Origin of the sequence: Paeniglutamicibacter sp. (assembly GCF_046714615.1) — a bacterium.
Lineage (GTDB): Bacteria > Actinomycetota > Actinomycetes > Actinomycetales > Micrococcaceae > Paeniglutamicibacter.
In genome coordinates this window covers 15,358-38,171 of sequence record NZ_JBKKAP010000015.1, presented here as the reverse complement: position 1 = coordinate 38,171, position 22,814 = coordinate 15,358, and the positions used below count along the sequence as shown (strand labels likewise).

19 protein-coding genes are annotated in these 22,814 nt (G+C 65.5%); 12 read left to right on the top strand and 7 right to left on the bottom strand.

Features of this window, described 5'->3' with window-relative positions; genetic code table 11:
- The first annotated feature begins 109 nt into the window (after positions 1-109).
- A complete protein-coding gene (locus ACLQ7E_RS01920; protein WP_411730852.1) occupies positions 110-652 on the top strand; it encodes a TetR/AcrR family transcriptional regulator in 543 nt (180 codons plus the stop codon).
- 6 nt (positions 653-658) lie between these two features.
- Positions 659-1,918: a CynX/NimT family MFS transporter gene (locus tag ACLQ7E_RS01915; protein ID WP_411730851.1), complete on the top strand. Its 1,260-nt coding sequence runs from the start codon at positions 659-661 to the stop codon at positions 1,916-1,918.
- 17 nt (positions 1,919-1,935) lie between these two features.
- Here the strand turns inward: ACLQ7E_RS01915 and ACLQ7E_RS01910 are convergent, their stop codons facing one another.
- From ACLQ7E_RS01910 to ACLQ7E_RS01900, 3 genes are all read right to left on the bottom strand, one after another.
- Positions 1,936-2,562: a trimeric intracellular cation channel family protein gene (locus ACLQ7E_RS01910; protein WP_411730874.1), complete on the bottom strand. Its 627-nt coding sequence runs from the start codon at positions 2,560-2,562 to the stop codon at positions 1,936-1,938.
- A gap of 82 nt (positions 2,563-2,644) precedes the next feature.
- Positions 2,645-3,196 (bottom strand): DUF1697 domain-containing protein, encoded by a 552-nt coding sequence (locus ACLQ7E_RS01905; RefSeq protein ID WP_411730850.1) that lies wholly within the window; start codon positions 3,194-3,196, stop codon positions 2,645-2,647.
- Between the two features lie 124 nt (positions 3,197-3,320).
- Positions 3,321-4,628, bottom strand: coding sequence for an Nramp family divalent metal transporter (locus ACLQ7E_RS01900; RefSeq protein WP_411730849.1), 1,308 nt, complete (start codon positions 4,626-4,628; stop codon positions 3,321-3,323).
- Between the two features lie 403 nt (positions 4,629-5,031).
- On the opposite strand from ACLQ7E_RS01900, the gene ACLQ7E_RS01895 reads away from it, so the two are divergent.
- Together ACLQ7E_RS01895 and ACLQ7E_RS01890 are read left to right on the top strand one after the other, a co-directional pair.
- Entirely contained in the window at positions 5,032-6,990 is a 1,959-nt protein-coding gene (locus ACLQ7E_RS01895; RefSeq protein WP_411730848.1) for a prolyl oligopeptidase family serine peptidase, read from the top strand.
- A 63-nt stretch (positions 6,991-7,053) separates the two neighbouring features.
- The gene (locus tag ACLQ7E_RS01890) at positions 7,054-8,442 is read left to right on the top strand and encodes an NAD(P)/FAD-dependent oxidoreductase (protein WP_411730847.1); all 1,389 of its coding nucleotides are present in this window, start codon (positions 7,054-7,056) and stop codon (positions 8,440-8,442) included.
- 189 nt (positions 8,443-8,631) lie between these two features.
- Here the strand turns inward: ACLQ7E_RS01890 and ACLQ7E_RS01885 are convergent, their stop codons facing one another.
- On the bottom strand, positions 8,632-9,975 hold the full coding sequence (locus ACLQ7E_RS01885; RefSeq protein WP_411730846.1) for an MFS transporter: 1,344 nt from the start codon (positions 9,973-9,975) through the stop codon (positions 8,632-8,634).
- A 116-nt stretch (positions 9,976-10,091) separates the two neighbouring features.
- On the opposite strand from ACLQ7E_RS01885, the gene ACLQ7E_RS01880 reads away from it, so the two are divergent.
- Positions 10,092-10,571: an acyl-CoA thioesterase gene (locus tag ACLQ7E_RS01880; protein WP_411730844.1), complete on the top strand. Its 480-nt coding sequence runs from the start codon at positions 10,092-10,094 to the stop codon at positions 10,569-10,571.
- A gap of 13 nt (positions 10,572-10,584) precedes the next feature.
- Here ACLQ7E_RS01880 and ACLQ7E_RS01875 read toward each other — a convergent pair whose 3' ends face one another.
- Positions 10,585-11,604: an AraC family transcriptional regulator gene (locus ACLQ7E_RS01875; protein WP_411730842.1), complete on the bottom strand. Its 1,020-nt coding sequence runs from the start codon at positions 11,602-11,604 to the stop codon at positions 10,585-10,587.
- Positions 11,605-11,756: 152 nt separating this feature from the next.
- On the opposite strand from ACLQ7E_RS01875, the gene ACLQ7E_RS01870 reads away from it, so the two are divergent.
- The 7 genes from ACLQ7E_RS01870 to ACLQ7E_RS01840 all read left to right on the top strand — a co-directional run bounded on the left by ACLQ7E_RS01870 (position 11,757) and on the right by ACLQ7E_RS01840 (position 20,313).
- Complete coding sequence (locus ACLQ7E_RS01870) at positions 11,757-12,545, top strand: SDR family oxidoreductase (RefSeq protein ID WP_411730841.1); 789 nt, start codon at positions 11,757-11,759, stop codon at positions 12,543-12,545.
- A gap of 61 nt (positions 12,546-12,606) precedes the next feature.
- Positions 12,607-13,842 (top strand): styrene monooxygenase/indole monooxygenase family protein, encoded by a 1,236-nt coding sequence (locus ACLQ7E_RS01865; RefSeq protein ID WP_411730840.1) that lies wholly within the window; start codon positions 12,607-12,609, stop codon positions 13,840-13,842.
- Between the two features lie 40 nt (positions 13,843-13,882).
- A complete protein-coding gene (locus tag ACLQ7E_RS01860) occupies positions 13,883-15,616 on the top strand; it encodes a flavin reductase (RefSeq protein ID WP_411730839.1) in 1,734 nt (577 codons plus the stop codon).
- A gap of 37 nt (positions 15,617-15,653) precedes the next feature.
- Positions 15,654-17,264 carry a phytoene desaturase family protein gene (locus tag ACLQ7E_RS01855; RefSeq protein WP_411730838.1) on the top strand — a complete coding sequence of 537 codons (1,611 nt, stop codon included), beginning with the start codon at positions 15,654-15,656 and terminating at the stop codon, positions 17,262-17,264.
- A 147-nt stretch (positions 17,265-17,411) separates the two neighbouring features.
- The gene (locus ACLQ7E_RS01850; protein ID WP_411730837.1) at positions 17,412-18,188 is read left to right on the top strand and encodes a cyclase family protein; all 777 of its coding nucleotides are present in this window, start codon (positions 17,412-17,414) and stop codon (positions 18,186-18,188) included.
- A 2-nt stretch (positions 18,189-18,190) separates the two neighbouring features.
- On the top strand, positions 18,191-19,849 hold the full coding sequence (locus tag ACLQ7E_RS01845; RefSeq protein WP_411730836.1) for a thiamine pyrophosphate-binding protein: 1,659 nt from the start codon (positions 18,191-18,193) through the stop codon (positions 19,847-19,849).
- Between the two features lie 134 nt (positions 19,850-19,983).
- Positions 19,984-20,313 (top strand): hypothetical protein, encoded by a 330-nt coding sequence (locus ACLQ7E_RS01840; RefSeq protein ID WP_411730835.1) that lies wholly within the window; start codon positions 19,984-19,986, stop codon positions 20,311-20,313.
- A gap of 296 nt (positions 20,314-20,609) precedes the next feature.
- On the opposite strand, the gene ACLQ7E_RS01835 is transcribed toward ACLQ7E_RS01840, so the two are convergent.
- Together ACLQ7E_RS01835 and ACLQ7E_RS01830 are read right to left on the bottom strand one after the other, a co-directional pair.
- Positions 20,610-21,998 (bottom strand): UbiD family decarboxylase, encoded by a 1,389-nt coding sequence (locus tag ACLQ7E_RS01835; RefSeq protein WP_411730834.1) that lies wholly within the window; start codon positions 21,996-21,998, stop codon positions 20,610-20,612.
- A gap of 2 nt (positions 21,999-22,000) precedes the next feature.
- Positions 22,001-22,564: a UbiX family flavin prenyltransferase gene (locus tag ACLQ7E_RS01830; RefSeq protein WP_411730833.1), complete on the bottom strand. Its 564-nt coding sequence runs from the start codon at positions 22,562-22,564 to the stop codon at positions 22,001-22,003.
- Positions 22,565-22,814: the final 250 nt, after the last annotated feature.

Here is a 22,814-nt window from a genome sequence, read left to right as displayed (position 1 = left end):
TGATCGGTTTCCTGTGGGAGTGTTGGTGGGCTGACAAGAGTAACTGTACCGTCCGGACGGTACAGTTACAATGTGACGATGACTATTGGAAGGGGATAGGGTTCACTACATGTCTCGACCACCATTAGCCAAGGAAAAGATCGTCGACGCCTACGCCGCGTTGCTTTGCGACGAGGGCGAGCGCGCCGCGACCATTGAGGCCACCGCCGCACGTGCAGGTGTTTCCAAGGGTGGTCTGCTCTACCACTTTGCCTCCAAGGAGGCCCTGGCCCAGGGCGTCATCGAGGGGTTGCTCCAGGCGTCCGCCGAGGACCTGGGGCACATGGGTTCCTCCCCGGAGGGCGCCTCACGGTACTTCGTGCGCACCTCCACCGTCATCGGCAGCGAGCTGGACCGCTTCTTCCTGGCCGTGCTGCGCCTGGCCCAGTCCGGCCACGAACCCTCCATCGAGGCGCTCGACGTGGTGCACTCCGGCTGGCTCGACCTGATCCGCGCCGAGGTGCAGGACCAGTACGTGGCCGAAACCATCATGCTGATCGGCGAGGGGCTCTACTACCAGACCTCCATGCCCGGGCCCTGGTCCCAGGGAACCTTCGCCAAGGACCTGGAGCACCTGCTGGACCAGGTCGAACGACTCAAGAACGGCAGCTGAGCCCCCATGTCCCTGACTCCGCCACGGCAAAAGCTCGCCGGCCGCATCGGCGCGCTGCTGGGCATCATCCTGATGGCCCTGTCGCTGCGGGCGGCGGTCGTCTCCGTGCCGCCGTTGCTGGGAAGCATCGGGCCGGAACTGGGATTCACTTCCTTTTCCACCGGCCTGCTGGCCATGCTGGCCCCGATCGTTTTCGCCGGGTTCGGGCTGCTCACCCCGCGCCTGATCCGTTGGTGGGGGCTGGAGAAGGTGCTGGTGGGCGCGGTCCTGCTGGCGGTGGCCGGGCAGCTGCTGCGGGCCGTGGTGGGGGATGTGACCAGCTTCCTGCTGCTCTCGACCATCACCCTGGCCGGGTACGGGATGGGCAACGTGGTGCTGCCGCCGCTGGTGAAGAAGTACTTCCCCGACCGCCTGGCGATCGTCACCTCGAGCTATGTCACGATGCTGGCGGTGGGCACCTGGATGGCCCCGCAGTTCTCCGTGCCGCTGGCCAACCTGGCCGATGACTGGCGCGCGTCCATTGCCGCGTGGGCACTGCTCTCGGCCGTGGTCCTGGTGCCCTGGGGCATCCAGCTGTTCCGGGACCGCAAGAACCCGCGCCCGGACAGCCCGCTGGTCAACGGACTGGTGGCAGCGCCCCCGGCCCGGATCAACCCGTGGAAATCCCCTGTCGCCTGGGGCCTGGCCATCTTCCTGGCCGGCAACTCCGCACAAACCTACGTGTACTTCACCTGGCTGCCGCCGTATCTCTCCCAACAGGGCTTGGACACCCAGACCGCCGGATCCATGTTGGCGCTCTTCGCCATCCTGGGCCTGCCGGTGAGCCTGCTGGTTCCGTTGTGGGTTCCGCGACTGCGCCACCCGATCGTGGCGGTGCTGGTCTTTACCGCCTGCTGGATCACCGGCCACCTGGGCATGTACCTCTCACCGACGCAGGGGACGGCGCTTTGGGTGGTGTTTGCCGGCCTGGGCCAGGGCACCTTCGCCATAGCCCTGCTCATGATGAACCTGCGCTCACGGACCACCTATGGTTCGGGTGTTTTGGCGGGATTCAGCCAAGGGCTCGGTTACGCCGGCGCGGCCGTTGTTCCGCTGCTTTTTGGCATCGTCAAGGACGCCACCGGCGGCTGGACCGCCTCCTTTGCCATGCTGGGGATCTGCCTGGCCGTGATGCTCGCCGGCGCGCTGATGATCAACGGACCGCGGAAGATCGAGGACGGCCAGGGCGAGGCCGAGAAGCTCGGCGAACTCGAGCGGGTCAGCTAGCCCTGGGAGGTTGGTTCCTAGTGAAGTTCGGCGTCGCGGTGCCAGGGACCGACGGCCTTGGGGACGTGCCAGCGTAACTTCAATGAGAGCAGGCGCAGCGAGAAGACAATCGCTGCCACGCCCAGCTCCCAGGCCCATCCTTCAATGCCCGCCACCCACAAGGCGGCGATGAGCCCGGCACCCAACATCGCCGGAACGGCATACATATCGCGCGGGTCGAAGATCGACGGGGTCTGGTTCGCCACCACGTCGCGCAGCAGGCCGCCGCCCACGGCCGTGGTGACGCCCAGCAGCGCGGCGGCAAAGGGATTCATCCCGAGCTCGAGTGCCTTGATCGTGCCGGAGGTGCAGAACAAGGCCAGGCCCGCGGCGTCAAAGACCAGCAGCGGCCGCTTCAGCCGCTGCACCCCGGGGGCCACGAAATAGACCAGCAGGGCGGCAAGGGTCGACGGAATGAAGTAGTACGGGTTCACGAACGCCGTGGGCAACACGCCCAGGATCACGTCGCGCACGATGCCGCCGCCGATTCCCGTCAGGCCAGCCAGGAGCAACGACCCGATGATGTCGAAGCCGCGCCGGGCGGCCAGCAACGATCCGGAAACGCCGAAGAAGAAGACACCCAACAGGTCGAACAGCAAGGGCATGGTCACCGGTTCTCATCCTCTGGTTTCGGGCTCGGCCGCGGCCTGGCGCATAGGATTCATTACAACACAGACCGGGGGCGGATCACGGTGTCGGTGACTGCATCGCCAGGTGGATCCTCCCGATGGTGTTCATGTTCCGGGTCGTCACCAGCGTCCTGGAGGCGACCTTGGTGAAATGCTTGGCCAGCGGCGTCTTCAGGCTCTCGCCACGCGGAACCTCCCAACAGATGGCGTGGCCCAACCGTGCCGCGCGCTCGGTGGCGGCGGGTTCCGGGGCGCTGCCAAGGACCTCGGCCGCATCCTGTTCATTGCCCGTGAGCACCAGGTATTCGTGCCGTTGGATCCCGTCGTCGGGCGATTTGAACGGATATTCCGCCACGATCCGCCCCAGCTGCTCCCCGTCCTGCACGATCACCGGGATGTCCCTGCCGTAGCGCTCCCGAAGGGCCTGTTCTACGGTTTCCTTGACGCGCGACGGATCGGCTTCCTCGCTGCCCAGGACCACATTGCCGCTGGCCAGCAGCGTGCGGACCTGCGTGAAACCGGCATCCTGCAGCAACGCGGCGAGGTCCTTCATCAGGACCTTGACGCCGCCGACGTTCACCCCGCGCAGGAAGATCGCATAGAGATTCATGTGGCCAAGTCTGCGCCGTGCACGCTGGCGGTGTCCATTCGCGCCCGCACGCACCACGGGGCCGCACCCGCGACAAGCGGATACGGCCCCGTGCTGATTCGTGTGTTGTCCCGAAAAGAGAGGACTAGCCCGCCCAGAGCGGCGAGATGGCCTTGTAGAGCTGCTGGACACCCAGGGAAATGAAGAGCAGGGCGGTGAGGCCCAGCAGGATGTTGGTGTGCAGCTTGTTGGCCCAGGCCTTGGGGATCCGCTTGCCGTTGAGCAGCCCCAGCAACGTCAAGGCAAGGAACGGCATGAACAGCGAGCCGAGCACGCCGTAGGCCAGGATCAGTCCGATCGGCTGGTCCAGCAGGAACAGGACCATCGGGGGGAAGGTGAGCCACAGGACGTAGAACTTGAAGTACTTGCCGCCCACGCGGGTGTCCTCGTGCCCGGATTCCTTGCCGCGCATGTTGCCCCAGAAGTCGGCGAACATCAGCGAGACGCCGTTCCACACGCCGATGATCGAGGAGAAGGATGCGGCCCAGAAGCCCACCAGGAACCCGGTGCCCACCACGTCTCCATACTTCTCGTTGAGCACCGTGGTCAGGTCCAGCAGGCCCTTGTCGCCGGCGCTGAGCGAGACACCGGCGGCGCGCACTACCTCGGCGCCGACAATGAGCATGGCAATGACGAAGATGCCGGTGATGACGTACGCCATGGAGTTGTCGATCCGCATGACCTTCATCCATTTGGGCGTGTACCAGCCCTTTTCGCGCAGCCAGTAGCCGTAGGCCGCCAGGGTGATGGTGCCGCCCACGCCGCCGGCCAGTGCCAGGGTGTAGACCAGGCCGCCCTCGGGGATCATCGGGATCAGCCCGGCGAACATTGCGGGGATGTTCGGCACGGCGATGATCGCCAGGCCGACGACGGTGACGAACATGATGCCCACCAGCACCGCGGTGATCTTCTCGAAGATCGAGTAGCGGCCAAACCAGACCATGGCGAACCCGGCCAGGCCCATCAGGACCGCCCAGATCTTCAGGTCGATGGCAGGGAACATGGCGGCCAGCGGCATGGCGGCCGACGACATCGCGGTGGCGCCGTAGACGAAGCCCCAAATCATGATGTACGGGCCGAAGTACCAGGTGGTCCACTTGCCCAGCGAGCGCCAACCCTCAAAGATGGTCTTTCCGGTGGCCAGGGTGAAGCGTCCGGCGCCTTCGACCAGGATGATCTTCAGCACCACGCCGACGATCACCGCCCAGAGCAGCGCGTAGCCGTAGCGGGAGCCTGCCACCAGGGTGGCGACCATGTCGGCGGCGCCGACGCCGGTGGCGGCAACGACCAGGCCGGGGCCGACGATCTTCCATTTGGCCGGCTTGCCGCCGTCATCGTCAATGCGGTCGGCGTGCAACGCCTTGACCGGGGGGAGGTTCTCTTCTGCTGGCATCAGCCTGTGGTTCCTAATCCTTGTGGTTGCCGTCTGTGCCTGGGATGTCGCCTGCGAGGCGGCACATCCGGCACGATCCTGCGCGTCGTCCGGGCCGGCAGGTTACCCGTAAGACGCCCTGCGGCGGAAGTTGTCCGCCGGTGGCGCAGGGGACGGGCCCGGTTTCATGGGCGCATCCTTGCGGATCCATGTGGGCCAAATCCCGTGCGAGAGTCTAGTCACAGACAAAGCTATAGGTGATCGCCCGCACACCCATGCTTAATTGCCCAGTCCTAACACTTTCTTAAGGAACCGGCCGGTGCGCCGTTTTGCCATTCCCCGCCCAGTCCTGATTGCCGGGCGCATCGGCGGGCCGCGTCCGGCAAGGGTTCATCCCGAAGTTCGGGGCGGCTAGGATCGCATCATGAGAACGCACTTGCCCTACGGCTCCTGGCCCTCGCCCATCACCGCCGAGCACGTCGCCGCCGGCACCACCCCGGTGGGTGGCGGGGTCTTTGTGGGGGACGAACTCTGGTGGGCCGAAGGCCGCCCGGCCGAGGGCGGTCGGATGACGGTGCTGGCCCGGGACGTCGACTCCGGAGGGCCGACGCGCGAACTTCTCGCCGCTCCCTTCAACGTCCGCAGCCGCGTCAACGAATACGGGGGAGCGTCCTGGGACGCCGTCGAGGCGGGGGAGGGACACCGGCTGGTGTTCGTGAACTTCGCCGACCAGCGCCTGTATGCGTTGGACGCGGGTGGAACACCGGTGCCGCTGACTCCCGTCAGCGCCGGGGCCGACGGGGACCCGCAATTGCGCTTTGCCGAGATCATTCCGGGGCCGACCCCGGGGGCCGTGCTGGCCATTTGCGAGGACCACCGCACGGAACTGCGCCGCTACATCGCCTCCATTCCGCTGGACGGCTCGGCGGCCGAGGACCCCGGCGCACTGGGGGAGGTCACTCCCTCCTCGCGCTTTGTCGCTGCGCCGCGGCTGAATCCCTCGGGAACTCGGATCAGCTGGATCTCCTGGGAGCACCCGCAGATGCCCTGGGACGGCACCGAGCTGCACGTGGCCGACCTCGTGTCCCTTGCCGCGGCCAATGACACCGTGCTGGCAGGGTCCACCACCGAATCGGTGCTGCAGCCCGAATGGCTTGGCGACGACGAGCTGGTGTTCGTCTCGGACCGCAGCGGATGGTGGAACCCCTACCTGCACAACCTGGCAACCGGCACCCAGCGGCCCCTGTGCGAGCTCGCCGAGGAATTCGCCGGACCCCTGTGGGCAGTCGGGCAGACCTGGTACAAGGTGATCGACGCGAACACGCTGCTGGTCACCCACGGCACCCACGGCACCTCGCTGGCCCGGCTGGATGTGCCAAGCGGGAAGCTCCGGCAGCTGGTGCTTCCCTTCACCCGCATCTCGCCCTCGGCACTGAAGGGAAACCTGCTGCTTGCCCTCACCACCTCGCTGGTGGAAGGGGACGGGCTGCGGCTCATCGACCTGGACACCGTGAAGACCACGAACATCTCGCTGGCACTGAAGGAACTTCCCGATCCCGAGGCGCTGCCCGGGGCCGAGGCCATGGAATTCACCACGGCCGACGGCTCGCGCATCTACGCCCACGTGTATGAACCGAAACTGGGAAACCTCGCCGGGCCGGTCGGGGAAAAACCGCCCTATGTCGCCTTCGTCCATGGCGGGCCCACCGCACAGGCCTTTGCCCAGCTCTCGCTGTCCATCGCCTACTACACCTCCCGCGGAATCGGGGTGGTGGACGTGAACTACGGCGGCTCCACCGGATTCGGCAGGGCCTACCGCGAACGACTGCGCGGCCAGTGGGGCGTGGTCGACGTGCAGGACACCGTTGCGGTGCTCGAAGGCCTGGTGGCAGCGGGCATGGCAGATCCCAAGCGCCTGGCCATCGAGGGCGGGTCCGCCGGCGGCTGGACCGTGCTCAGCGCGCTGACCACCACCAAGACCTTTTCCGCCGGCATCTCCCGGTACGGCGTCTCGGACCTGGTCGGCCTGGTGCGCGACACCCACGACTTCGAATCCCGCTACATGGACTCGCTGGTCGGCCCCTACCCGGAGGCCGCCGAGCTCTACGCCCAACGCGCCCCCATCAACCACGTGGACGCGATCAGCTGCCCCGTCCTGCTGCTGCAGGGCGACCAGGACAAAGTGGTGCCCCCGGCCCAGTCCCAGGTGGTCGCCGACGCATTGGCGGCCAACGGCATCCCGCACGCCTATGTGCTTTATGCCGGCGAGCAGCATGGCTTCAGGCGCGCAGAGACCATCATCAACGCGCTTGAGACCTCGCTGGGGTTCTATGCCGCGGTCTTCGGCTTCGAGGCCGATGTCCCGGTGCTCGAACTGAGCTAGACAGCTGCGCGCAAATCCCCGCCGCCGGTGCCCACCAAGCGCCGGAAGGAACCAGGAGAGCAAATGACCACCAACGGAAACGTGTCGTTTTGGTACGCGGCCGACGGGCTGCCCGCGCCCCGCCCGGCGCTCGCCGGGGACCTGGATATCGATGTGGCGATCGTGGGCGCCGGGTACACCGGGTTGTGGACCGCCTACTACCTGGCCAAGGCCGATCCGTCCCTGCGCATCGCGGTGCTGGAGGCGCGCTTTGCCGGGTTCGGTGCCTCCGGGCGCAATGGCGGGTGGCTGGCCAACACCATCACCGGCGGCCGCGATGGGTACGTGGCATCGCACGGCCGGGGGCTGGTGGGGGACTTCCAGCGCATGCTCAATGACACCATTGACGAGGTCATCGACGTTGCAGCTGCCGAGGGCATCGATGCGCACATCCGCAAGGGCGGGGAATTGCTGGTGGCCCGCAACGCCGCCCAGCTCTCCCGCCTCCAGGTGCTGGCTGCCGGGCAGAGGAAGTGGCCGGAGGACGACGCGGTGCGGCTCTCGGAGGCCGAAACCCGGGAACGGATCAACGTTGCAGGCGCGCTGGGGTCCCTGTACATCCCGCATTGCGCGCGCATCCACCCGGCGAGGCTGGTGCGCGGGCTGGCCGAAGCGGTCGAACGCCTCGGCGTCACCATCTACGAGAACACCCTGGTCACCGAGATCAACGGCGGCGGCAACGAGGCCCTTGCCAGCGCGGTGACCGAACGCGGAACCGTGCACGCCACGCACATCCTGCGGGCCACCGAGGGCTTCACCGCCAACCTGGCGGGGGCGCACCGCGACTGGCTGCCGATGAACTCCTCCATGATCGTGACCGAGCCACTGGATGCGCCGGCCTGGCGAGAAATTGGTTGGGAGGGGTGCGAGACCCTGGAGGATTTCGGCCACGCGTATGTGTACCTGCAGCGAACGCACGACGGCCGCATCGCCATTGGCGGTCGCGGGGTGCCCTACCGCTTTGGCTCGCGCACCGACATGGACGGGGCAACCCAGACCAAGACCATCAAGACCCTGACTGGGATCCTGCACGAGATGTTCCCGGCAGCGGCCGGGGCGCCGATCGAACATGCCTGGTCAGGGGTTTTGGGAGTGCCGCGCGACTGGCGGGCGACGGTCAACTACGACCCTGCCACGGGACTCGGCTTCGCCGGGGGATATGTGGGCACCGGGGTGACCGCCGCCAACCTGGCCGGACGGACCCTCGCGGACCTGGTCCTGGGCCGCGACACCCGGGCCACCTCCATGCCGTGGGTCAACCGCACGGTGCGCCGCTGGGAACCCGAGCCCGTCCGCTGGCTCGGGGTCCAGGCCATGTACGCGATGTACCACCATGCCGACAGGCAGGAAGCTGGCGGCCGGGCAACCACCTCGCCTCTGGCCGCGTTTGCGGATCGGATTTCCGGGCGGTAGCCATACCCCCGGAAGCGGCTGTGGCACCCGGCGGCGCACCACGATCCAGGGGGCGGTGACCAGGCACCGCCCCCGGTGCGCCGGAAAGAATGACAGCAGAAGGGCGGGGCGCCCGCGAGCCGGGGGAACATGCCTGTTCCGTTCCGCCCGCGGGAGCCCCGCCCGGTATTGCTAAGGAAGTGCGTACGGCTACTCGAGCGCTGCCTCGCGCTCGACGTCCGCGAGCACTGCCGGGGTCTCGACGATCCGCTTGGGAATCAGCGACACAGCAACCGCGGCGATCACGCCGACGATGGCGAAGAAGATGAAGTTGAACTCAAAACTCAGTCCGGTCGAGGCGATCCAGCCGCCGATGATCGGACCGGAGATGGCGCCGATGCGCGCGAATGAGAGGGCCCACCCGGTGGCGGTGCCGCGCTGGGCGGGCGGGTAGTAGTCGGCGATGTAGCCGGTGAGCACCAAGGACGTAGAGATCGAGCCGATGCCGGCAAATGCCACAAAGCAGAGGTTGACGAACATGGTGTTCGGGAACATCAGCAACAGAATGCCGCCGGCGCCGAGCAGGTAGAAGAGCACCAGGATGGTCTTCTGTCCGTACTTGTCGGCGAGGAAGCCAAGGACCAGGCCGCCGATGGCGGAGGCCAGGGAGAACACGAGCAGGAACGCCAGGGAAGAGCCCAGGTCGTAGCCGGCCTTGCGCATGATCTGCGGCAACCAGGTGTTCAGGCCATAGACCAGCACCATTCCGCAGAACAGCGAGATCCAGAAGAACACGGTGGAGCGCAAATACTTCCCGGAGAACATGGCGCCCATGACCTCGCGCCACGGGATCCTTCGGCCCGGGTTCGCCGGTGCCACCGGGCGGTACTCGCGCACGTTCAACTTCGCGGCCAATGCCTTGGCCTCGGGGATCCGCCCCTTGGCCACCAGGTATTCGAGGGACTCCGGAATGAGCCAGGCGACAATTGGAAGAATCAAGACCGGAAGCGTGCCCACGGCAATCACCCAACGCCAACCGAGTGTCGGCAGCAGGGCCATGGCAACCATGGCCGCGGCGACGATGCCCAGGGAGTATCCGGAATACATGATGCCGTAGTTCAGCGAGCGCTTCTTGGGTGGTGAATATTCGATGGTCAGCGCAGCGGCGACGGGGATGATGCCACCCATGCCCAGGCCGCCGAGGAAGCGGAAGAATCCAAACATCTCCGGGGTGGGAGCCAAGGCGGCCCCGGCCTGGGTGACAGTGAAGATCGCCATCGAGAGCAAGAGCATCCTGCGTCGGCCGATGACGTCGCTGAGGGTGCCAATGAACAGCGCGCCGAAAAGCATGCCGACCAGGGCGTAGGCGCCCAATCCGCCGAGCTGCAGCGGGGTCAGGGACCATTCCTGGTATTCGGCCAATGCGGGGAGGACGGCGCCAAGGACGCCGACGTCGTAGCCTTCGGCCAGAATGGCCAGCCAGCAGGCAAAGAGGACCACGGAAGTGGTCCGTTTGGGGATGTTCCAGTCGGCGCTGGTTTGTGTTGCCGCCATGCTTGGGGCTCCTCGTGAATAAGGGGTCAAGTGGTGCTGGTGGTTGATCATCGAATGCTTGTATTATGTCGTTAAGGTGACGTGCGTAACAATAGTTGAATGGAGATTTCTTAACGATGGTCAAGGAAGCGAAGGTCCAACCAACCTGCGATCGGGGTGCGGTTGCCGTGCTGGCAGACGTATTCCTTGCCGAAGCGGTGCGGGGAACCACCGTGGAACGCACCATCGAATGGGTCGACACCGACGCCGCCGGTCACCAGCACAACTCCGTGATCATGCGGATGGTCGAGTCCGCAGAGGCAAAGCTCTTCCGCGAGCTGGGTGCCACCTCGTACTTTGCCATTGCACCCCGGGTCCGCCATGAAATCGACTACCGCGCAAAACTATACTTCGGGCAGGCGGTCACCACCGCGGTGAGGATCGAGCGCATCGGGACCAGCTCGATGGACTTCGCCTTCAAGGTTTGGGGACACCCGCATGAGGGGCGGGCGGCCGTGCTGGCGGCCGAGGGCCGCTTCGTCACCGTCTGCGTACCGCAGGGCAGTGACGGCTCGGCGCCGTGGCCGGAGGGGATCCGGGCTGCACTGCCCGCATAGCAAGCGGGACGGGTTACTGCGTCCTTTCCCCTCGCAACGTCTCAGAGGGCGCCATGCCGAAGTGCTGCCTGTAGGCCTGTGCGAAGCGACCCAGGTGTCCGAATCCGCATCGTTCGGCAATGCTTGTCACGCTGTCGACGCCCGGGTCCGCTTCGCTGAGCATTGCATGGGCGCGGCGCAGGCGCGCCTCGCGCAGCATCTGGGACGGGGTGGAGCCCAGCTCCTTGGCCAGCGCGACTTGAAGCGTGCGGATCGAGACCCCGAGCGCCTCGGCAAGGTCGCCGACGTTCAGGTCCTCGCTGCTGTGGACGTCCAGCAGGTCCGAAAACGAACAAACCAGCGACGAGTTCTTGGCATCCTCGGAGGGTGTGTCCCATTGGTCAAGCGCCGTCGAATAGTTCGATTTCACGGCCATGAGCCAACGGGCCAGCACGACTTCCTCGTGCAGCCGCTTGACGTAGCCAACGGGCGCTGCGCCTCCGTTGTTGACCATGTCGTGGTATTCGAAAACGGCCCGCATAAACGACCGGCCCTCCGGTGTCGCAGTATTCAGGCTGTTGGCCAGCTTCAGGGGACCCTCGAGCGTGGCCCCGTAGAGCGTCGACGCCGCGTCGTTGAGCAGCTTGCGCGGGGCGGTGACGATCAGCTGCGGCGTTCCCGCCTGCCATGTCATCGAAAAGTCGCTGTCTATCGGCGGGATCGAGGCCAGATTGGGTGTCGATTCGACGGTGGAGCCCGAGCTGCGCAATTGGGCGCTGCCGGACAGCGGCACCTGGACCATATAGAAGGTCTTCAATGCGTCGGGGCTGATGCGCACCGCCGTCCCGTAGTCCAGCAGGTGCACGCCGAATCCGGCGCCCGATGAACGTAGGTTCAGCTTCACGTTTCCGCGCCCCGAAAGCGGCTGCAGGGTGTGCGCGCAAAAAAGTTCACTGATCCGTTGCCGGGCTTCGTAAGGGTCGCTGGTTCTTAGCGTCGGCAAGGCGTCGAGCACGCGACCGGATGATGGCATGGTGTGCTGCGGACTCAGCATGCTGAATACTCCTTGGTCGCCCTGGCGAGAGATGCGTGGATCGGATGTTACGTGCGTGAAGTGGCTAGTGGTGGCTCGGCTTCGACGCGTAAGTTCTATGCAGGTCACCCATTATGACATGGGTCACGTGAAGCTTGCAGGGAAGGAAAACCATGAAATCACTTCAGGATCGCGTCGTACTGCTCACTGGCGGAGCCACCAAGGTCGGTGCCGGGGTGGCAGGTTCGCTCATCGAGGTAGGAGCCCGCGTCATTGTCGTTGACATCGACGAGATGGGCGGTGCCGAACTGCTGGAACGCCACCCGGACGTCGAATTCCATGCCGTGGACATCGCCGACGACGCCGCCCTCGAATCATTGGTCGCCGGCATCGAGTCCCGCCACGGCCGCCTTGACGGCCTGGTCAACCTGGCCTGCAGCTACCTGGATGAGGGCATCGAATCGAACCGAAGCGACTGGCTCACGGCCCTGAACATCAACGTCGTCTCTGCCGTGATGCTGGCAAAGCTGGTCCGCCCGTTGCTCGCCGCCTCCGGGCACGGTTCGATTGTCAATTTCACCTCGATCTCCTCCGGCGTCTCGCAGACCGGCCGTTGGCTCTACCCTGCCAGCAAGGCAACATTGGTGCAGGTCACTCGGTCCATGGCTGCAGACCTCGCTGCCGACGGCATCCGGGTGAACTCGGTCAGCCCGGGCTGGACCTGGTCCAAGATCATGGACACGCTCTCCGGCGGAGACCTGGCCAAGACCGACTCCGTGGCGGCGCCTTTCCACCTGCTGGGCAGGGTCGGGCGTCCGGGGGAGGTCGGTGACGTGGTCGCGTTCCTGCTCTCGGACCAAACCTCCTTTGTCACCGGTGCCGACTGGGCCGTGGACGGCGGCTACTCGGCCATGGGTCCCGAACGCAACGAGCCAGCCATTCCGCTGCTGGCCGCCAACTAGTTTCCCTTCGCAACACCTCCCACTCCCACATCATCAGCAGCGAGAACAAGGAAACAGGATCATGACCCCACGCACCATCACCATTGTCGGCGCCGGACAGTCGGGCCTCCAGCTGGGCATCGGTCTGCTGGACGCCGGTTACGACGTCACGCTCATCTCAAACCGCACCCCCGAACAGATCCGAACCGGCTCCATCGCCTCCAGCCAGTGCATGTTCGATCAGGCGCTGGGACACGAACGCGAGCTGGGTCTGGACCTGTGGCCCGACGCCCCGGCGGTCGAGGGCATCGCCTTCACCGTGGCGCCCCCGGAGGCCCCCGGCGTCAAAGCCATCAGCTGGGCGCACCGACTGGACGCCCCGGCCCGGTCGATCGACCAACGGGTCAAGTTCCCCGCGTTCATGGAGGTCTTCGAGGCACGCGGCGGCACCCTGGTGTTCGAGGAGGCAGGCGTCGAGGACCTGGAGCGCTACGCCGAGCAAAGCGATCTGGTGCTGGTCGCCGCGGGCAAGGGCGAGATCGCCGGCCTCTTCGAACGCGATGCCGAGCGCAGTCATTATGCGGCACCGCAGAGGGCACTGGCCCTGACATACGTGAACGGCATGAAGCCGCGCGAGGAATTCTCCGCGGTGAACTTCAACCTCATCCCGGGCGTCGGTGAATACTTCGTCTTCCCGGCACTGACCGTCACCGGCCCCTGCGAGATCATGGTGTTCGAGGGCCTGCCCGGATCCGACATGGACTCCTGGAGGGGCTTGACCCCGGAGGAGCACCTGGAAAACTCACTGCGCATCCTGCGCACCTACCTGCCGTGGGAAGCCGAGCGCTGCACCGACGTGACGCTCACGGATCCCAACGGGGTGCTGCAGGGACGCTTCCCCCCTACCGTCCGGCACCCGCTGGCAACCCTTCCCTCCGGAAAGACGGTGCTGGGCATGGCCGACGTGGTGGTGCTCAACGACCCAATCACCGGGCAGGGCTCCAACAATGCGGCCAAGTGCGCGGCCGCCTACCTCAAGGGAATCCTCGAACACGGCGATCGCCCCTATGACGACGGGTTCAAGCAGGGCCTTTTCGAGGGCTACTGGGAGTACGCGCAGCACGTCGCGGCTTGGACTAGCACCATGCTGGCCCCGCCAGCCACCCACGCCCTTCAGCTGCTGGGCACCGCCCAGAGCAACCCGGACATCGCCAAGCGCTTCGCCAACGGCTTCGACTACCCGCCGGACTTCGCCGCGTGGTTCATGAGCGAGGAAGCAGCAAACGAATACCTGGACTCCTTCGACACGGTGCACTAGCACCGCCGCCCCCACATTCCCCACACCACTGGAGTTTTCAATGCGTACCATCGCCATCGTCGGGGCCGGAGAATCCGGTGCCCAGCTAGCCCTCGCCCTGCAACGATCGGGCCACAGCGTCACCCTCTTCTCCGACCGTTCGGCCCAACAGATCCGCACCGGGTCGATCACCTCCAGCCAATGCGTATTCTCGTCCTCCCTGAGGATCCAGCAGCCGCTGGAAATCCCCGGTGCGAACACCTCGGACATGGGCATCATCGGGGTTCACATGAGCATTGCAGGCGGAGAGGGGCGGGACGAAATCGACTGGCAAGGCATGCTTGAGCGCCCGGCGCTTTCGGTGGACCAGCGGGTCAAATGCGCGCACTGGATCGAGACGTTCATCGGCCGTGGGGGAGACTTCCGCATCGAGAAGCTTTCGGTGCGCAGGCTCGAGGAGCTCGCGGGGCTCTTCGACCTGGTCGTGGTGGGCACCGGAAAGGGTGAACTGGGGCAGGTCTTTGCCACGGACAGGGCGAAGTCGCCCTTCGACCGTCCGCAGCGTGCAGTGGCCGTTACCTACGTGAAGCCCGCGCACGGCCCGGGGGAGGAACCAGATGCGTCAGCCATCAGGATGAACATCGTGTCCGGGGTCGGCGAGTTCTTCACCTTCCCCGGGCTGGGCACCAAGGGACCGTGCCAGATGATGGTCTTCGAGGGCATTCCCGGAGGCCCGATGGACTGCTGGGACTCGGTCAACACCGCCGAGGAACACCTGGCGATGTCGCTGGAAATACTGCGCAAACACTTCCCGCGCGAGTACCCGCGCTTTGCCGGCTCGGTTCTCAACGACCCCGGTGCCGTGCTGCGTGGCCGCATCACCCCAGTTGTCCGCTCCGCGGTGGGCATGCTGCCCGGGGGACGGGTTGTCATGGGTATCGGGGATGCGATCATACTCAACGACCCGCTCACCGGCCAGGGCTCAAACAATGCGACGCTGGCTGCGGACCACTACGCCCGGGCCATCGATGCGCGCGGGGAAGGCGGCTTCGACTCCGAGTGGATGCTGCGCACCTTCGACGAGTTCTGGCGCGGCTGGGGCCAGTTCTCCACGGTGTGGACCAACTCCATGTTGCGCGAACGCAAGCCCTGGCAGCTGGAGGTGCTCGCGGCGGCCCAGAACCACGAATCCTTGGCCACCGCGTTGGCCAACGGGTTCGACGATCCGCGCACGCTCTTCCCCTGGTGGTTCGAACCCGAGGAGGCCGCGGCGTTCATGGAACGCGCGGTGGCCGAGGAGGGTGCGGCGTTTGACCTGCGCGACTTCCGCTCCACGCTGGGCCAGTTCGCCACGGGTGTCACGGTGGTGACCACACGCACACCGCAGGGGACGAAAGTGGGCATGACCGCCAACTCCTTCACCTCCGTATCGATGGATCCGCCGATGGTGCTCTGGTGCCCCAGCAAGTTCGCCCCGTCGCTGGACGACTTCGAAGCGTCCACGCACTTTGCCATCAACGTGCTCGAATCCTCCCAGCATGTGCTTTCGCGCCAGTTCGCCACCCCAGCCGAGGACAAATTCGCCGGAGTGGATTGCTCCGAGGGGATTGCCGGGGTGCCGCTGCTGGAGGGTGCCGTCGCCACCTTCCAGTGCCGGACCGTGGCCAGGCACGATGCCGGCGACCACGTGATCTACGTGGGCGAGGTGGAAAAGTACTCCCGGATCGAAGGGGACCCGCTGGTCTTCCACGCCGGGGCCTACCACCGAACCGCCCTGCACCCGGACTTCAGCTAAGCACCCTGCAGCCAGTACCTACGCGAAAGAGAAACACATGGAAACCGACTACGTCGTCATTGGCTCGGGCATCAACTCCCTGGTGGCCGCAGCCGAACTGGCGCGCAGCGGGGCGTCGGTGGTGCTGCTAGAGGAACACGAGCGGCTCGGCGGGTTCATCGACTCCGGGGAGCTGACCGTCCCGGGGTTCATCCACGACACGTTTTCCTCTTGGCATCCGTTGTTCGTCTCCGGGGGCGCCTACGCCGAGCTGGGCAAGGAATTGCACGATCGGGGCCTGCGCTATTGCAACACCGAGGACGCCAACACGCCCTGGGTGTGTGCGAGCATCGGCACCGATGTCAGGGGGAACACAACGGCCGTTTACGCGCAACGTGACCCCGGCGCGACGGCCGAAGCCTTCGAACACGCCGAGGATCGCGCGGCATACGCCCGCATGCTGGAAGACTTCGGGAAACAAGCCCCGGTCATCTTCGGTGCGTTGGGCAGCGAGATGAACCTGCCAAACGCCGCGAAACTCGGCTTCAAGACGATGCGCCTGGGACTGGACAAGGCCCAGCAGCTGGGGCGCCAGGGACTGATGAGCGGGCGCAGCCTAACCCGCAGCACATTCACCGGGACCGAGGCCGACCAGCTTTGGGCGCCCTGGCTGCTGCATGCAGGGCTCGGCCCTGAGCAGGCAAGCGGCGGGGTCATGCTCCCGGTCATGGCTGCAAGCATGCACCAATTCGGCCTGCCTGTCGTCCAGGGCGGAGCCGGGCAATTCGTTGCGGCCTTCGAATCGCTTCTCACCGACCACGGCGTGGTGATCCGCAATGGCACCCGCGCGCAGGACATTGTTGTGACGGGCGGGCGCGCGACGGCAGTGCGCACCGCCACCGAGATCTTCACCGCCCGCAAGGGGGTCCTCGCCTCAGTCTCGGTGCCGCAGCTGTACAACGATCTGCTGGAACCCGCCGCCGTGCCGGAAGCAACCCGTGCCGAAGCCCGTGCCCACAGGCCGGGCCGCGCTGCCATGCAGATACACATGGCGCTCTCCGGCCCCGTGCCGTGGAGCGATGATCGCTTGGCTCGAACCCCGTTGATTCACATTTCCACCGGCTCCGATTCATCGGCCATCGCCTGCGCCCAGGCAGAAGCGGGGCTGCTGCCGGCCAACCCGACCATCGTGGTGGGCCAGCAATGCGTGCTCGATCCCTCGCGCGCGCCGGAAGGGCAGGCTACGCTCTGGCTACAGTTGCAGGAACTGCCGTTCGAGCCCGTCGGGGATGCCGCGGGGGAGCTGGACACCGGGTCCGGCTGGGACGAAGCCCTCACCGAGGCATACATCGGGCGGGTGCTGGGGAAGATCGAGCAGTACGCCCCGGGCCTCGGCGAACTGGTGCTCGGCATCAAGGCCATCAACCCGCAGCAGCTGAGCCGGGCGAACAGGAACGCCGTGGCCGGCGACCCGTACGGGGGAGCCGCCGAATTGCACCAGAACCTGCTGTGGCGCCCGCTGCCGCGGCTGGGCAAGGGGCGCTCGCCGGTCAGGAACCTCTGGCACATCGGGGCGGCGACGCATCCGGGTCCGGGTCTGGGCGGCGGTTCCGGCCACCTGGTTGCCCAGCGGCTCATCCGGAGCGCCGGGAAATCCCGGCGTCGATGATCCGCACTGTGGACAGGGCCTTTGACTAGTCCTGATGCACTGGTAGATTTGCGACAAATCAATCAAATATGACGACCGTCATTGTTTTTCGATAAATAGTTTCCGGTGGGTGCAAGAGCGTCCACCCCCACCAACACTGGAGTTGCCATGAGTCCCGTACGAGAAGTCCTTGCATCGCTGGCCACGGGTGCCGTCGAGATCCACGACCTGACCGCTCCGCTGTCAGAAGACACCCCGACGCTGGTGCTGCCGGAGCCGTTCTCGAACCTGATCGACTTCCGCATCGAAGAGGTCTCCGCCTACAACGAGCCCGGCCCGTTCTGGAAGCACCACAACATCCACACCGGCGAGCACATCGGCACGCACATCGACGCCCCGATCCACTGGATCTCCGGGCGCGAGGGCAAGGACGTCTCCCAGCTCGATCCCGCACGCCTCGTCGGCCCCGCGGTGGTCCTGGACTTCAGCGCCGAGGCCGCCGCGGACCCGGACTTCCTGATCGACATCGCGCACCTGGTCGCATGGCAGGAAGAGCACGGCGTCTTCCCCACCAACTCCTGGTTGCTCTTCCGCACCGGGTGGGACCAGTACGGACACGACAAGCAGGCATTCCTGAACTTGGACGAGAACGGATCCCACACCCCCGGATTCACCGCCGAGTGCGCGAAGTGGATCGCCGAGGAGCTCGATATCTCCGGCATCGGGGTGGAAACCGTGGGCATCGATGCCGGAAACGCCGGGGCGCTGAACCCGCCGTTCCCGATGCACTACTTCCTGCTGGGCGCCGACAAGTACGGCATCACCTCGCTGAAGAACCTTGACAAGCTTCCCACCCACGGGGCCATGATCGTGGTGGCCCCGCTGCCGATCGTCGGCGGCACCGGCGCTCCAACGCGCGTGCTGGCCATGGTCGGAAAGAACTGACCATGAACGTTGCGCAGCTCGTCGGCAAGACCCTGGCCGAACTAGGCGTTGGCCACTGCTTTGGAGTGGTGGGCTCCGGGAACTTCACCGTCACCAACACCCTGATAGAGCATGGAGTGCCGTTCACCGCGGCCCGGCACGAGGGCGGGGCCGCGACCATGGCCGACGCCTACTCGCGCGCCAGCGACCAGGTTGCCCTGCTCTCCGTGCACCAGGGCTGCGGGCTGACCAACGCGGCCACCGGCATCGGCGAGGCGGCCAAGTCCCGCACCCCGATGATCGTGCTCGCCGCCGAGGCCGCACCCTCGGCCGTGTACTCGAACTTCGCGATGGACCAGGACGGCTTCGCCGCCTCCATCTACGCGTTGCCCGAGCGCGTTCACTCGGCCGAATCGGCAGTGGCTGACACCATCCGGGCCTACCGGCGCGCTGTGAACGACCGCCGCACGGTGGTGTTGAACCTGCCGCTGAACGTCCAGGCGCAGGAGGTCGCCAAGCTGCAGGCCGCGGCACCGGCGTCCATCGCACCGGCCGAACCCATCCGCCCCTCGAGGGCCTCGGTTCAGGCCCTGGCCGATCTGCTGGCCGGAGCCCGACGCCCGGTGTTCGTCGCCGGCCGCGGCGGGCGCGGGGCCAGGGACGAGATCCTGGCCCTGGCGAAGCACTCGGGCGCGCTGGTGGCGACCTCGGCCGTGGCCAAGGGACTTTTTAACGATGACAAGTTCAACCTTGGCATCTCCGGAGGCTTCTCGTCTCCGCTCGCGGCCGAGTTGATCACCGACGCGGATCTCATCATCGGGTTCGGCTGTGCGTTGAACATGTGGACCATGCGCCACGGGCACCTGATCGGCACCGATACCAGGGTCGTCCAGGTCGACCTCGAGGAGCAGGCGTTGGGTGCCAACCGGCCGATCGACCTGGGCATCGTGGGGGACTCCGCGGAGTGCGCAGCGGACGTGCTCGAGGCGCTCGTCGCCGGAAACGTGCAGGCCCGCGAGGGCTACCGCAGCACAGCCGTCGCCGCGCGTATCAAGGAATCGATCGACTGGAACCGGGTCGACTACCGGGACCTGTCCGACGGCCATCTCATTGACCCGCGCACGCTGACCAAGCGGCTCGACGAGCTGCTGCCGGCCGAGCGGATCGTCAGCGTCGACTCGGGCAACTTCATGGGCTACCCCAGCCAGTTCCTCTCGGTGCCCGACGAGTTCGGCTTCTGCTTCACGCAGGCCTTCCAGTCCATAGGGCTGGGCCTGTACACGGCCATCGGCGCGGGTTTGGCACAACCCGGACGCATGCCCGTGCTGGGCACCGGCGATGGCGGATTCCACATGGCCATCGCCGAGCTGGACACGGCCGTTCGGCTGGGCATGCCGCTGGTGTGCATCGTCTACAACGACGCCGCCTACGGGGCCGAAGTGCACCACTTCGCCATCGACAACCCGGAGGCCGATATGGGCTCCGTGCAATTCCCCGACACCGACTTCGCGGCCATCGGCCGCGGCTTCGGCGCCGACGGGATCACGGTGCGGACCCTCGCGGACCTGGACGCGGTGGGGGACTGGGTGGCCTCCAACCCGTCCAAGCCCTTGGTGATCGACGCGAAGATCGCCTCCGACTCGGGCTCCTGGTGGCTCGCGGAGGCCTTCAAGGGGCACTGACCGGCATGATCGCCCCTGACAACGACGTATCATCTAGTCATAGTTTGAATCGGCCCGCCTTGGAATCACTCCGGGGCGGGTCGATTTCGCAGTGGTGGCTTCACGCAGAGCGACGGTCATGACCGACGAAGATTTTGACCACAACGATCTTTGCCCGGGGCAGGCGGCTTGATCTGGACTTCCGCGAAGGCATGGTTCCGGTCACCGCCATCGCCGAGTGGAGTCCGGCGGCCAAACAACTTGAGGCGGTTTGGGTTACCTGGTCCGGCTTCACCCGGGAAGCCTTCGAACAGCTCGGGGCGATGACCGGCAACCGTCGGGCGGCCGCCGAACTTGAACGCACCCTGCACAGCCGTGCAGGCCTCCAGAGGCTGATCGAACTGCTCAGGAACCTGGGCAGTGGCCGGAGTGCCCCGGACTACGGGCGGAGTGGGTCTTTCCTCGACGCGACGCGAACCATTTAGCCCCGGGGCGCTCTGGAGCGCGTGCGGGCGGGGCCGGCGGACGTACAACGAAGGGCCGGCACCAAGCGGTCGTTTTTCAGTGCTACGCGACAGCTCAAATCCGCTCGGTAGGATCGGCGGTGACGAATTCGCAGGGATGGGTCCGCAGAACCGCTGCGCTCTTTTCCGGACAGCCGGCAGCGCCGATGTGGAGAAGCGGCCAATCGTCCCCGACCCCGGGCTTTTCACGAATGGTTGGCTGGACAGGACTGTCGCGAGGCTAATGCGAAGCTCTCATCAACGTCGCGACAGTCCATTTATACGGTTACCGAATCCGTCTCGATGACAAAGTCCGCGAGGTCCACCGACTTGTACTTAGCCCGCTCGTGGTGGGCTTCATGGGGGAACGTCCGCGTTGCATCGAAACCGATCTTCGCGCCCACATAATTCGGGAACGAAGGATTCAATCCGTGTCCGAATGCTGCGGGGATCGTGAGCACCCCGTTTACCGGGTCCAGCCGGGTCGCCATGGCCCATTCGACATCCGACGCGTTGCGGATGTCCACGTCGTCATCGACGACCGTCACCATTTTCAGCGGCGGGAAGGCAGCAAAGGTTGCCATGATCGCCTGTTTGGACCAGCCCTTCCGGACCTGCCTCATTTGTAGGACCGCATGGTAGAAACCGCATCCACCATGGGTGAAGGCGACATCCTTGATTCCCGGAACCTGCTTGCTGACCAACGACAGCACGTTCGATTCCCCAAGCAGACCAACGGAATTGAACACTTCTTGGCCGGACAATATGGTGTGGAAAACCGCTTCCCGCCGCCGGTGGATGGCCTTGACATGAACCACCGGCCGAGGGGCCCGCTCGGCGTAGTAGCCGGTGACTTCTGCAAACGGTCCTTCGTCGGCGAGTTCTCCGGGGACGATTTCGCACTCGAGGGAAATCATGGCTTCTGCCACCATTTCGACGTCCGAGTTGCGCCCGGCGACCAGCCGCAGGGCCGAACCGTGGAACGCGGAGGCAATCCCGAGTTCGTCGGTGTCGGCGGGCGCGGACTCCGACGGCGTGGCGGCGGCGAAATGCACGCCGGGGCCAACGCCGATGTTGATGGTCAAGGGAAGCGACTCCCCGCGCTCGGCGGCCTTGTCCAAGTAGAGTCCGAGATGCCTGCCAGCGTCGATGTTCACATGCAGGGTCCTCGGGCCCGCCACCATGAAGCGCTGGATGGACGCGTTTCGTACACCGGTCTCGGGATCGCGCGAAATTACCACGCCGGCGTCGATGTATGGACCGCCGTCCTCCAGTGCGTGCACCGGGATCGGGAGATCGTGAAGGTTCACCTCGGAGCCGGTCATGCTCACTTCGGTGACGGGGCCTTCGGGTACTACCACCGGATTCACCGGCTCACGTTGCCAACCTGAGATCATGTCCGACACGTATGAGGGCAAGTCTTGTTCAAGCATGTCGAACAGCCCGCCCAACAGTCCCCGCGACCAGTAGAGGCCGGTGAGAACCGGAATGTCGCTTCCGCGCACGCGTTCGAAGAGGACGGCACGGTCTTGGCCCTCGTATCGGGCCGCGATACCCGCCAGATCGAACTCGGGGTCAACTTCGGACTTCACCCTGACCAAGCGCCCTGCGGCGTCAAGTGCCTCGATGATCCGGGACATATCGTGGATGACATTGTGTGATTTCATGATTACTCTCCCCAGCGTTCAAAGTCGGTTTCGATGTCGTAGTGGTCAAGGATTCGCCCGACGGTGTGGTCAACGATCTCGGCAATGGTCGTCGGACGGGTGTAGTAGGCGGGAACAGGCGGCATGATGATGCCTCCGTCGCGATCGACCCTGACCATTGCCTCCAAATGGGCGCCGCGCAGGGGGGTTTCGCGGGTTATGAGGACCACCTTCCGGCGCTCTTTCAAGGCAACGTCGGCTGCCCGGGTAAGCAGGCTCGTGGTGGTTCCGTAGGCTATCTCCGCGAGTGATCGAATGGTGCACGGGACCACGACCATGCCAATGGTTCGGAATGATCCCGAGGATATTGCCGCACCGACATCGTCGGTGGGGTACACGACGTCGGCAAGTTTCCTCACGGCATCCACGGTGTAGTCGGTTTCGTCGACAATGGCCCGCTTCCCGCTGCGGGAAATGACGAGGTGGGTCTCGATATCTTCAACCTCACGCAGTATTTCCAGAAGCCGGATCCCGTAGATCACTCCCGACGCGCCACTGATACCGATAATCAGTCTTTTCTTGCCCATGGTGCATGCTCCCGCTCGTATGCGACAGGAATGAGGAGAAGCCCATCCCGAAGAAATCCAGGCGTCATGTCAGAGCCAAAGCAGGCATTCTCAATAAGTGACGCACGTCATGAAAGCTTAACGCGTCGGCAGTTCGTTTCGCCCGGGGGTTTCGTCGTCTATGCGCGTTCTGGATATCGTCTACGCAAAGCGGATATTCCTGTCCGGCTTCTGCCTATACATTCAGTTCAGTCCGGAACGTGGATGTGCG